This window comes from Corynebacterium maris DSM 45190, assembly GCF_000442645.1.
GTDB classification, from domain to species: Bacteria; Actinomycetota; Actinomycetes; order Mycobacteriales; family Mycobacteriaceae; genus Corynebacterium; species Corynebacterium maris.
In genome coordinates this window covers 675,267-687,539 of sequence record NC_021915.1, presented here as the reverse complement: position 1 = coordinate 687,539, position 12,273 = coordinate 675,267, and the positions used below count along the sequence as shown (strand labels likewise).

The window sequence follows — 12,273 nt, the reverse complement described above, 5'->3', positions numbered from 1 at the left end:
TCACTCTCCCCAGAAGTCGTTGGCCGGTTGGGAACGCCACAGCGCGGCGGTGTAGTCGCTGAGCTCGCCGCTGAGATCCCCGGCGACGACGTCGACGACCGTCCCGGCGCGCATCACGGCGATGCGGTCGGCGATCTGCACGGCCGAGACCATGTCGTGGGTGATGAACAGCACCGCGGCGCCGCGTGCGCGCAGTTCGCGGAAGTAATCCAGGACTTGCGCGGTCGCCGCCGGGTCCAGGCCCGGGGTCGGTTCGTCGGCGATGAGCAGGCTGGTGTTCTCCGAGACGCTGGTGGCCAGGCTGACCCGGCGCAGCATGCCGCCGGAGAGCTCGTGGGGGAACTTCTCGAGGACGTCTTCGCCGAGGCCGAAGCGGGCGATCTTCTCTGCCGCCCCTCCCCCGTCGAGGCCGACGAAGGCCCCGATCTTCATGGTCGGGTCGAAGTGGGTGACTCCCTGCGGGATGAAGCGCGTCCCGGTCAGGTCGCCGCGCACCTCCCCGTGGACGTGGGCGTTGACGGGCATGAGTCCCAAGATGGCGTCGGCGAGCAGGGATTTTCCGGCGCCGGATTCACCCACGACGGCCAGGATTTCTCCGGCCGCCAGGTCTAAGTTCACGTCTCGCAGCGGGGTGACGTGGACACGCGAGAATGGGCCGTCGTACTGGTGGAACGACACCCCGACGTCGCGTATGGAGAGCACTGTCATGGTCTTTCTCCTATTCGTGCCGGCTCGCCGGGGAGAGCAGCTGGCGCAGGCGGTCGCCGCAGGCGTCGAGAAGCGTCGCCAGCGCGACCAGCAGGACGATCGGCCCGAGCACCAGCCACCATTGCCCGGTGGACAAAAAGCGCAGTCCTTCGCTGAGGATGATGCCCAGCGACGGGGTCGTCGGCTCGAGGCCGAAGCCGATGAAGGTCAGCGCCGACTCGTGCAGGATCGAGTGCGGGAACATCAGGACGAAGCCGACGATCAAGTGCGGGGCGATCGCCGGGCAGATGTGGTGCCACGCCACCCACCAGGCGCCACGGCCGCGGGCCCGGGACACGGCCACGTAGGGCTCTTCGCGGACTTTGAGGATCTCGGCGCGCAGCAGCCGGGCCAGGGGTGGCCACTGGGTCAGGCTGACCGCCAGGATCACCCCTGGTACTCCGCCACCGACGGCGAAGGCGATGAGCAGGGAGGCGATGATCTGGGGCAGCCCGATGGTCACGTCCACCAGCCAGCCGACCGCCCGGTCCATCCATTTCGGCCCCATGGCCGCGGCCAGGGCGAACAGCGCCGACAGCACCGTGGAGACCAGCGCCATGGCCAGGCCGAGCAGCAGGCTCAGCGCCATGCCTTTCATGGTGCGGGCGAACATGTCGCGGCCCAGCCAGTCGGTGCCCAACGGCAGTTGCCAGTTGGGCTCGACGTTGCGTTGGCCGGAGGTCGGGCGCACGGCGGAGTCGGGGTAGGCGGCGGCGCTGATCAGGATCACTGCGATGAGTGCGGCGGCGAGCGTGGCCAGGATCAGCAGCCGGACCCGGTTATTGCGGACCCGGAGCATAGGCCACCTCCCCGCGGGGCGCCGGGTGCGCGGCGTCGTCCTCTTGCGCCGCGACGCTGCGGCGCACCCGGGGTTCCAGGGCGACGGCGATGACGTCGGCGCAGAAGTTGCCCACGAACACCAGCACGGCCGCGATCAGGACGCCGCCGAGCAGCAGCGGGACGTCGCTGTCCAGGCCGGCTTGCGTGATGACGGAGCCGAGCCCGTGGTAGGAGAAGACCACCTCGGCCAGGGCGGAGCCGCTGATCAGGGTCGCCAGCGACGTGAACTGCAGCATGACCGCCGGCAGCAGCGTGTTGCGGACGCCGTGGCGGCGGACCACCGTCCAGGTGCCCATCCCGCGGGCGCGGGCGAAACGCGCCACGTCCGATTCCATGAATTCGCCCACGGCTTGCCGGGTGTGCACGGTGACGTTGGCGATGCCCACGATGGCCACCGTGATCGCCGGCAGCAGCGCGTGTTGCAGGCGGTCGCCGAAGGTGACGTCCTCGCTGAGCATGCCCAGCGGCTGCGACAGCCCAATGGGCGCCCAGCCGAGTTGGACGGCGAAGATCAGCATGAGCACCAGTCCGACGACGAAGGTCGGGGTGGAGGTCAGCACGTAGCAGACCAGCACGACCACGCGGTCGAGGACGCTGCCGCGGGTGGCGCCGGCGAGCACGCCCAGGCCGTAGCCGAGGACGGCGGAGAGCACCCACGCCATCGCCATCAGCAGCAGCGAGTTGCCCACGGCGGTGGCCAGGATGTCGGTGACCTCCGCGCGGTGGATGTGGCTGACGCCGAAGTCGCCGGTGAGCACCCCGCCCAGCCAGCCGAGGTAGCGCTCCCACCAGGGCAGGTTCTGCCCCCATAGTTCGGCGATGCGGGCGACTTGTTCGTCGCTGACCCCGCGCAGGGAGGAGACGTACTTCCCCACCGGGTCGAGCGGGGAGAACTCGACCAGGAGGAAGGCGATGAAGGTGATGCTCAGCAGCAGTCCGGCCATGCGGGCCAGCGTGAGGGTCAATCGTTTCAGGACCACTCCTCCACGTTCATGAAGATCTGCAGGCCGTGGCCGTGGCCGTGCATGATCTGGTCGCCGATGTCGACGTGGTCGGCGACGTAGTACAGGTGGTCGCGGCGCAGCAGCCACAGCATGGAGACGTCGCCGTTGTCCGGGTGCGCGGAGGCCCCGGCTTCTTGGGCGGCCTGCCAGTGCGGCAGGGAGTCCTCGAAGGAGTCGGCGCCGCGGGCGGCGTCGATGTGCTCGTCGACCTCGGGGTTGGAGTAGTTGGGCAGGTTGTTGTAGCTCACGCCGATGGAGTCGGAGGAGTAGCTGTCGTAGAGCTCCTTCGGGCTGAGTGAGCCGAGGGCGAAGACGACCGCCTTGGTCTTGCCTTCTTCGTAGACGTCGTCCCAGGTCACGCCTTCGGGCTCGAAGCGGACGCCCAGTTCCTCGGCCTGGACGGTGACGGATTCGGCCAGGTCGGCGCGGACCTGGTCGTTGGTGGTGTACATCAGCGGGATGACGGCCTCGACGCCGTCCTTGTCCACGGTGCCGTCGCCGTTGGAGTCGGTCCAGCCGGCTTCTTCCAGGATGCGCTGGGCGTCGTCGACGCGGGCGTCCTCGAAGATGACTTCCTCGGTGAACCAGGGCAGGCCGTCGGCCACCGAGTAGGCGGGTTCGCCGTATTCGGAGACCACCAGGTCGGACAGGCCCGTGCGGTCCAGGCCGACGGTGAGCGCTTCGCGGATGGCCGGGTCGGAGGTGACGTCGTTGCCGACCTCGACCTCCTGGCCCATGGTTTCGCCGGTGTCCCCGGCCGGGTCGGTGGGCAGGGTCAACGCGAGGGTGTCCACGGACTCCAGGTCGTGCAGCGTCATGCCCTCAATCTGGCGGTCGGCGTTGTTGTGGGAGACGGTGGCGATGTCGACGCGCCCCGCGCCGGCGGCGGCCAGGCCCGCCTCTTCGTCGGAGAGGACGAAGGTCAGTTCCTGATACGCCAGGTCGTGCGGGTAGTGGGGGTTGGCCTCCATGAGGACCTGCTCGCCCTGCTGGTGTTCGACGATGCGGTACGGGCCGGAGGCGACCGGGTCGGCGGAGTAGTTCTCGTCGTAGCGGTGGGCGGGCACGATGCCGATCTGCGCGGTCATCGGCCCGAAGAGCGTGTCCGGCTGGGCCAGTTCGGCGACGACGGTGTGCTCGCCTTCGGCGCGGATCTCCTCGAGGTTGCTCAGGTCGAAGTTGGTGCCGTCTTCCTTGAGCATCTCGTAGGTGAACACGACGTCCTCGGCGGTGACCGGTTCGCCGTCGGAGAAGGCGTAGTCCGGGTTCAACTCGAAGGTCCAGGTGGCGCCCTCCTGGGTGAAGGAGTCCGCGAGCTCACCGACCATCTCCATGTCCTCGTCCCAGCTCAGCAGGGAGGAATGCAAAACGGCGTGTTCGTTGTGCTGCCCCCAGCCTTTGGCGGGGTCAAACTCGCTGTCGGTGATGTCGCCGACGGCCAGGACCAGGCTGTCCTCGGGCCGGTCGGCGGCGACGGTGTCGGCGGCGCCGTTCGAGTCCGTGGCGCCGGCACAGGCGGTCAACGTCAGGGCGCAGGCGGCGGTGAGGCCGGCGAGCGTGCGGGCAGATCGGCTCATGCTGAAAATCCTTAAAGAAATGTTGTTATTAATCACCCGCCACAGTAACACTCAAACAACCGATTGACTATCGAAACGGCGGGAGCCCCTCACCCGCCCCAGCCCGCGCGCAGCCCCGCCGAGCGTAGACGCACCACACCCCTCGCGCTGGGTCCCCGTCCTTCGGAAGGACTAGAGTGATAAAGAACATCTGTCACTGTTTCCGCGTTAGAAAGCTGTGTGCGCCGTGGCCATCGACTACGACCCCAACCCCCAATACCAGGAGTACGCCCACCCGGAGCACGTTGTCTCCGCCGCCTGGCTCTCCGCCCACCTCGGCGCGCCCGGCTTAAAGGTCGTCGAATCCAACGAGGATTCCCTCCTCTACAACATCGGCCACATCCCGGGCGCCGTGCGCATCGACTGGCAAAAAGACCTCAACGACCAGGTCAGCCGCGACTTCATCGACGGCGAAGCCTTCGCCGCGCTGATGACCGACAAGGGCATCGCCCGCGACGACACCGTCGTCATCTACGGCGACAAGGCCAACTGGTGGGCCTGCTACACCCTCTGGGTCTTCGAACTCTTCGGCCACCCCGACGTCCGCCTGCTCGACGGCGGCCGCGACGCCTGGATGGGCGAGGAACGCGAAACCTCCTTCTCCGTCCCCGACTACCGGGCGAAGCCCTACCCCGTCGTCGAGCGCAACGACGTCGACTTCCGCATCTTCGTCGACGAACTGCGTGAGCTGGTCGGCGGCCCGGCCACCATCCTCGACGCCCGCGGCGAACTCGAGTACACCGGCGAATCCCTCGGCATCGAGGGCGAAGGCGCCGCCGGCGTGCTGCGCGGCGGCCACATCCCGGGCGCGCTGAGCTACCCCTGGGGACGCAGCGTCTACCCGAACGCGCGCTTCCGCCCGCGCCGGGACATCGAGAACGCTTACTCCGCCCTGGACAAGAACAACCACACCATCGCCTACTGCCAGTTGGGCGATCGTTCCGCGCACACGTGGTTCGTGCTCAAGTACCTGCTGGGCTTCGACAACATCCGCAATTATGACGGTTCCTGGGCGGAATGGGGCAACATGGTGCGCGCGCCCATCACCCAGGGTGACCGCCCGTGAGCTGGTTTTTGTAACAAAACTAGCGGGACACGCGAGACCTGATGAAAGGCTCACGTTTTTGTGTGCAAGAATAGTTTTGATTGAAACACGATCCCAGGAGGGGTACCCAAGTGGCAGTTGAGACCAAGCAGATCACCAAGGTCTTGGTGGCGAACCGCGGTGAAATCGCGATCCGCATTTTCCGCGCGGCCAAAGACGCGGGCATCGCGTCCGTGGCCGTGTACGCAGAGCCCGACGCGGACGCCCCGTTCGTCGGCATGGCCGACGAGGCGTTCGCCCTCGGCGGGCAGACCTCTGCGGAGTCGTACCTGGCGATCGACAAGATCATCGACGCCGCCGCCAAGTCCGGCGCCGACGCGGTCCACCCCGGCTACGGCTTCCTCGCCGAAAACGCCGACTTTGCGCAGGCCGTCATCGACGCCGGCCTGACCTGGATCGGACCCCCTCCGCAGGCCATCCGCGACCTCGGCGACAAGGTCACTGCCCGGCACATCGCCGAGCGTGCCGACGCCCCGATGGCCCCCGGCACCAAGGACCCCGTCTCCGACGCGGACGAGGTCGTCGCCTTTGCCGAGGAGCACGGCCTGCCCGTCGCCATTAAGGCCGCCCACGGCGGCGGCGGACGCGGCATGAAGGTCGCCTACACCAAGGAAGAGATCCCGGAGCTCTACGAGTCCGCCACCCGTGAGGCGCTGGCCGCCTTCGGCCGCGGCGAGTGCTTCGTCGAGCGCTACCTGGACAAGGCCCGCCACGTCGAGGCGCAGGTGCTGGCCGACCAGCACGGCAACGTCGTCGTCATGGGCACCCGCGACTGCTCACTGCAGCGCCGCTTCCAGAAGCTCGTGGAGGAGGCCCCCGCGCCGTTCCTCACCGACGCCCAGCGCGAGCGCATCCACTCCTCCGCCAAGGACATCTGCCGCGAGGCGGGCTACTACGGCGCCGGCACCGTCGAGTACCTCGTCGCCGCCGACGGCCTGGTCTCCTTCCTCGAGGTCAACACCCGCCTCCAGGTCGAGCACCCGATCACCGAGGAAACCACCGGCTACGACCTGGTCCGCCAGCAGTTCCTCATCGCCGAGGGCCACGAGCTGGAGATCACGGAAGACCCGACCCCACGCGGACACTCCTTCGAGTTCCGCATCAACGGCGAGGACCCGGCCACCGGCTTCATCCCGGCCCCGGGCACCGTCACCACATACGTCGAGCCGACCGGCCCCGGCGTGCGCGTCGACTCCGGCGTGCGCGAGGGTTCCGTCATCGGCGGCCAGTTCGACTCCATGCTGGCCAAGTTGATCGTCACCGGCGAGACCCGCCAGCAGGCGCTGGAGCGTTCCCGTCGTGCGCTCGACGAGTTCGTGGTCGAGGGCATGCCGACCGTGTTGCCCTTCGACCGCGCGATCGTCCGCGACCCGGCGTTCATCGGCGACGGCGAGAGCTTCGACGTGTACACCCGCTGGATCGAAGAAGAATGGAAGAACGAGCTCGAGCCTTTCGTCGACCCGGACGACGTCGCCGAGGACGACTCCGAGCCGAAGCAGAAGTTCGTGGTGGAGGTCGCCGGCCGCCGCATCGAGGTCGCGCTGCCGTCCAACCTCTCCTTCGGCGGGCTGTCGCCGAAGAAGAAGGCCAAGAAGCGCCGCTCCAAGGGCGGGTCCGGCGCAGGCGTCTCCGGTGACGCGGTGGCCGCGCCGATGCAGGGCACCGTCATCAAGGTCTCCGTCGAAGAAGGCCAGGAAGTCGCCGAGGGCGACGTCGTGGTCATCCTCGAGGCCATGAAGATGGAAAACCCTGTCAAGGCCCACAAGTCCGGCGTCGTCACCGGCCTGGCCGTCGACGAGGGCAAGCAGGTCAACAAGAACGACGTGCTCTTCGAGATCAAGTAGTTCGTTTCTCCTGCTCCCCAGCGGTCATCCGCTGGGGAGTCGTCATTTCCGGAAGCCGCGCGGCAAGGTCCGCACGGGGTGGCCCTCGATGAGGTCCACCTGTCCCCGCCCCGGGAGCCTCGTGCCTGTGGTCGTGGCATTGACACAGGACCACCGGGTTCCGCTTCCAGGCCGTGCGCCGGCATAACGTCGTCGAGAAACTCCGCCCGGTGATCGTGGTGCCGTCGCAGGATCCTGGCAGTTTCGCCGCCGGGGCGGATCCGGTGGATAAAACCGGCCGATGGCGGACGTCGCCCCCTACTCTGCGGAAAACACGCGTGCCCCTCCGGGAGATCCGGAGGGGCACGACCCGGTGCCGTTACTCGGAAGGCTTGATGACGACGATCAGGTCGCCGCCCTCGACCTTGGTCGGCTGGGACAGCGCGACCCGCTCGACGACGCCGTCGCTGGTGGCGGAGATGTTCGCCTCCATCTTCATGGCCTCGATCGTGGCGATCGGCTGACCGGCCTCGACCTTGTCGCCCGCCGCGACGATCGGGTTGACGACGCCGGCGAATGGAGCCGGGACGTGACCCTGGTTCGAGGAGTCGGCCTTCTCGACCTCGGCGACGGTGGACTCGGCGCTGTTGTCGCGGACCAGCAACGGACGAATCTGGCCGTTGACGTTGAGCACAACGCGACGCATGCCCTTCTCATCCGGCTCGCCGACGGCGTCCAGACGCACGACCATCGGCGGGTTGGTGTTGTCGTCGGTGCCGCCGGAGCGCAGAACGACTTCCTGCCCCTCGGGCAGTCCGTAGAAGAAGACGTGGTCCTCGAGCTTGGAGGTCTCACCGTAGTTGCGGTGGTGCTCAGCCAGCTCGGCGGCCTGCTTCGGGAAGAGCAGCCGGTCCAAGGCGCTACGACGGGTGGCGTGGTCGGTGGCGGCGAGGTTGTCCGCCTCCTCCGCCGGGACCTCGACCAGGCTCTGCTGGCCTTGGCCCCGGCCCTTGAGGATCTGCTCGGTGATCGGCGGCCAGCCGCCCGGAGGGGTGCCCAGCTCACCGCGCAGGAAGGAAATGACGGAGTCCGGGATGTCGTACTTGGTGGGCTCCTTCGCGAACTCCTCCGGAGTCACGTCGGCGCCGACCAGCGACAGTGCGAGGTCACCGACGACCTTGGAGGACGGGGTCACCTTGGTGGGTCGACCGAGCAGCTCGTTGACGCCGGCGTAGGCGTCCTCAATGAGTTCGAAGCGGTCGCCCAGGCCCAGGGCCACGGCCTGGGTACGCAAGTTCGACAGCTGACCGCCCGGAATCTCGTGCCGGTAGACGCGGCCGGTCGGGCCCGGGATCCCGGCCTCGAACGGGGCATAGACTTGACGCACGCCCTCCCAGTACGGCTCCAGCTCGGAGACGGCCGCCAGCGAGATGCCGGTGTCGCGCTCGGTGTTGGCGAACGCCGCGATGATCGCGGACAGGGACGGCTGGGAAGTGGTGCCGCCCAGCGGTGCGGAGGCGCCGTCGACGATGTCGGCCCCGGCCTCGGCCGCGGCGAGGTAGGTCGCCAGCTGACCGCCCGCGGAGTCATGGGTGTGGATGTGAATCGGCAAGTCGAAGTTCTTGCGCAGAGCGGTGACCAGCGTGCGGGCGGCCTCCGGCCGCAGCAGACCGGCCATGTCCTTGATGGCCAGGATATGGGCGCCGGTGCCCGCGATCTCCTCGGCCAGCTTCAGGTAGTAGTCCAGCGTGTAGAGGTCTTCCTTCGGATCCGCGAGGTTTCCGGAGTAGGCCATCGCGACCTCGGCGACCGTGGTGTTGGTCTCGAGGACGGCCTCGATGGCCGGGCGCATCTGGGAAACGTCGTTGAGGGCGTCGAAAATGCGGAAGACGTCGATGCCGGAATCCGCGGCCTCCTGGACGAAGGCGCGGGTCACGGACTCCGGGTAGGGCGTGTAGCCGACGGTGTTGCGGCCACGCAGCAGCATCTGGATGTTGACGTTCGGCAGTGCCTTGCGCAGCTGATCCAGGCGGTCCCACGGGTCCTCGAAGAGGAAGCGCATGGCGACGTCGTAAGTCGCGCCACCCCAGGCTTCGACGGAGAAGAGTTCCGGGGTCATCTGGCCGGTGGCGACGGCGGCGTGGACGAGCGTATCGGTGCGCACACGGGTGGCGAGCAGGGACTGGTGCGCGTCACGGAAGGTGGTGTCGGTGACGCCCAGGGCCTTCTGCTTCCGGATCTTCTGCGCGAAACCGGCGGGGCCGAGTTCGAGGAGATCGTTGCGGGAACCGCGCGGCGGGGTCTCGTCGAGCTGGATGTGCGTCAGTTTGCGCCACGGCTGCTGGCGGGTCGGCGCCGGGCCGTTGGGCTGGTTGACGGTCACGTTGGCGACGAAGTCCAGCAGCCGATCGTTCTGGTCCTCCGCCGGCGGCGCCTCGAGCAGGTGGATGTGGTCGGCGATGAAGCTGGTGGAAATGCGCTTGGTCTGGAAATCGGATTCGCGCAGCACCGCACGCAGGAAGCCGATGTTGGTGGAGACGCCGCCGACCTGGAACTCGTTGAGGGCGCGCATCGCGCGGGCGATGGCCTGCTCGAAGTCGGCGCCACGGCAGGTCATCTTGACCAGCAGGGAGTCGAAATTCGGGGTGATCTCGGTGCCCACCGCCACGGAGCCGTCGAGGCGGACGCCCGCTCCGCCCGGGGAGCGGTAGGAGGTGATGGTGCCGGAGTCCGGACGGAAGCCGTTGTGCGGGTCTTCGGTGGTGATGCGCGTCTGCAGCGCGGCGCCGGTGATCTTGATGTCCTCCTGGCGCAGGTCCAGCTCCTCCAGGGTGGCGCCGGCCGCGAGGTGCAGCTGCGCCTTGACGATGTCGACGCCGGTGATTTCCTCGGTGACGGTGTGCTCTACCTGGACGCGCGGGTTCATCTCGATGAAGTAGTGGTTGCCGCGTTCATCGACGAGGAATTCCACGGTGCCGGCGCCCTGATAGGCGATCTCTTCACAGAACTTCACGGCGTCCGCGCAGATTTTGTCGCGCAGCTCGGTTGAGATGTGCTGCGCCGGGGCGATCTCCACGACCTTCTGGTGGCGACGCTGCAGGGAGCAGTCGCGCTCGTAGAGGTGGATGATGTTGTTCTCGGAGTCGGCCAGGATCTGGACCTCGATGTGCTGCGGGTTGATGACCGCGGTCTCGAGGTAGACGTGGGCGTCGCCGAAGGCCGCCTCCGCCTCGCGGGAGGCCTCGGTGGCCAGCTGGGCGAGGTCCTCTGGCTTCTCGACGAAGCGCATGCCACGTCCGCCGCCGCCGGCGACGGCCTTGACGAAGATCGGGAACTGGAAGTCCTTGGCGTAGTCGACCAGGTCGTCGATGTCGGTCGACGGCTGGGAGTCGTCGAGGATCGGCAGCCCGGCGCGCTGGGCGGCCTCGACCGCGGCGGCCTTGTCGCCGGTCAGGTCCAGGGTTTCCGGGGTCGGGCCGACGAAGGTGATGCCGTTGTCCGCGCACGCCCGGGCGAATTCCGCGCGCTCAGCGAGGAAGCCGTAGCCCGGGTAGATGGCGTCGGCGCCGGTCTTCTTGGCGGCGGCGATGATGTCGTCGATGTCGAGATACGCCTTGACCGGCGCCCCCTCCTTACCGATGCGGACCGCTTCGTCCGCGAACGGGCGGTGAAAGGAATTGCGATCTTCCCTCGGATAGACGGCGACGGTCTTGGCGCCGGTCTCGAATGCTGCGCGGAAAGCGCGCACGGCGATCTCGCCACGGTTGGCGACGAGCACCTTATTGAAGGACGGCAGTGTGGAGGTGGCCACGCGAGGTTCCCCTTCCCGAGAAATAAGAAATGTGAATCAGGTAACGGAGATAGCCTAACGTATGTCCATTCGACATATCTCCATGAGTGAGAGTAGTCTCACCCCGTCGCCCCGGAGGTCAGGAACAGCGGGATGAGACTGACTGTGTGAAGCTAACCTACTTCTGGAGGTGGCGCTCCTCCGGGCCGTCGTAGGCCGACAGCGGACGAATCAGCGAGTTGCTCTCGTACTGCTCGAGAATGTGTGCGGACCAGCCGGTGATGCGAGACATCACGAACAGCGGCGTGAAGAACGGGATGTCGAAGCCCATGATGTGATATGCCGGGCCGGCCGGGAAGTCCAGGTTCGGGCGGATCTTGATCGAGGTGTTCTCGTACATGGTCTCAGCCAGGATGTCGTACATCTCGACCCACTTCTCGGAGCCTTCGTGCTCGGTGGCGAGCTTCTTGAAGGCCGCCTCCATGGTCGGCACGCGCGAGTCGCCCTTCTTGTACACGCGGTGACCGAAGCCCATGACCAGATCCTTGTTGGCCAGCTTGTCCTTGGCCCACTGCTCGGCGTTGGCCGGGTCGCCGATCTCGATCATGTTGTGCATGACCGCCTCGTTGGCGCCGCCGTGCAGCGGGCCCTTGAGCGCACCGATCGCGCCGACGATGGCGGACCACGGGTCACTCATGGTGGAGGTGATCACACGGCCGGTGAACGTGGAGGCGTTGAAGGAGTGCTCGGCGTAGAGGATCATCGACTTCTCGAAGCACTCGACGTCGCCCGGCTTGTTCAGCGGGGAATCCGGGCCGTCGCCGAAGACCATCCACAAGAAGTTCTCGGTGAAGCCGAGGTCCTTGCGCGGCTCGACGTAGCCGTCGCCGCGGCGGCGGCGGATGTCGAGTGCCACGATGGTCGGCAGCTTGGACAGCAGCTGGCGGCCGACCCAGCGGATGTGGTTGGAGCTGACAGTGAAATGGTCGGCGTCGTAGCTGCCGAGGAAGGCGACGGCGCTGCGCAGAACGTCCATCGGGTGACAGTCGGTCGGCATCGACATGATCATGTCGATCGTCTTCTGGTCCAAGGCGCGGCCGTTCCAGCACTCGCGTTTGAAGTCGTCCAGCTCTTCGGCGTTGGGCAGCTCGCCACGGAGCAGCAGGAAGGCGACCTCTTCGAAGGTGCAGTGCTCCGCCAGTTCCTGAACGGGGTAGCCACGGTAGAGCAGGGAGTTGGTCTCCGGGTTGACCTTGGAGACGGCGGTGTAGTCGGCGTAGACGCCGGCGAGGCCCTTGCGGATGTCGGGTGCGTTGTTGTCAGACATGATGGTGCTCCTTAATCAAGT

8 protein-coding genes are annotated in these 12,273 nt (G+C 67.2%); 2 read left to right on the top strand and 6 right to left on the bottom strand.

What is annotated here, in order from left to right; all coding sequences use genetic code 11:
• From B841_RS03285 to B841_RS03270, 4 genes are read right to left on the bottom strand one after another with little or no spacing between them, the layout of a single operon-like run.
• Entirely contained in the window at positions 1 to 708 is a 708-nt protein-coding gene (locus tag B841_RS03285) for an ATP-binding cassette domain-containing protein (protein WP_020934063.1), read from the bottom strand.
• Between the two features lie 10 nt (positions 709 to 718).
• Positions 719 to 1,546: an ABC transporter permease gene (locus B841_RS03280; RefSeq protein ID WP_020934062.1), complete on the bottom strand. Its 828-nt coding sequence runs from the start codon at positions 1,544 to 1,546 to the stop codon at positions 719 to 721.
• Complete coding sequence (locus tag B841_RS03275) at positions 1,527 to 2,552, bottom strand: ABC transporter permease (protein WP_245561057.1); 1,026 nt, start codon at positions 2,550 to 2,552, stop codon at positions 1,527 to 1,529. Before B841_RS03275 ends, B841_RS03280 begins: the two co-directional genes overlap by 20 nt.
• A 5-nt stretch (positions 2,553 to 2,557) precedes the next feature.
• Positions 2,558 to 4,168 (bottom strand): ABC transporter substrate-binding protein, encoded by a 1,611-nt coding sequence (locus B841_RS03270; protein ID WP_020934060.1) that lies wholly within the window; start codon positions 4,166 to 4,168, stop codon positions 2,558 to 2,560.
• A gap of 226 nt (positions 4,169 to 4,394) precedes the next feature.
• On the opposite strand from B841_RS03270, the gene B841_RS03265 reads away from it, so the two are divergent.
• Both B841_RS03265 and B841_RS03260 read left to right on the top strand, forming a co-directional pair.
• Positions 4,395 to 5,273 carry a sulfurtransferase gene (locus B841_RS03265; protein WP_020934059.1) on the top strand — a complete coding sequence of 293 codons (879 nt, stop codon included), beginning with the start codon at positions 4,395 to 4,397 and terminating at the stop codon, positions 5,271 to 5,273.
• Between the two features lie 110 nt (positions 5,274 to 5,383).
• Positions 5,384 to 7,156 (top strand): acetyl/propionyl/methylcrotonyl-CoA carboxylase subunit alpha, encoded by a 1,773-nt coding sequence (locus B841_RS03260; protein WP_020934058.1) that lies wholly within the window; start codon positions 5,384 to 5,386, stop codon positions 7,154 to 7,156.
• 358 nt (positions 7,157 to 7,514) lie between these two features.
• On the opposite strand, the gene B841_RS03255 is transcribed toward B841_RS03260, so the two are convergent.
• Entirely contained in the window at positions 7,515 to 10,946 is a 3,432-nt protein-coding gene (locus tag B841_RS03255) for a pyruvate carboxylase (protein WP_020934057.1), read from the bottom strand.
• A gap of 157 nt (positions 10,947 to 11,103) precedes the next feature.
• Positions 11,104 to 12,252 carry a bifunctional 2-methylcitrate synthase/citrate synthase gene (locus B841_RS03250; protein ID WP_020934056.1) on the bottom strand — a complete coding sequence of 383 codons (1,149 nt, stop codon included), beginning with the start codon at positions 12,250 to 12,252 and terminating at the stop codon, positions 11,104 to 11,106.
• Positions 12,253 to 12,273: the final 21 nt, after the last annotated feature.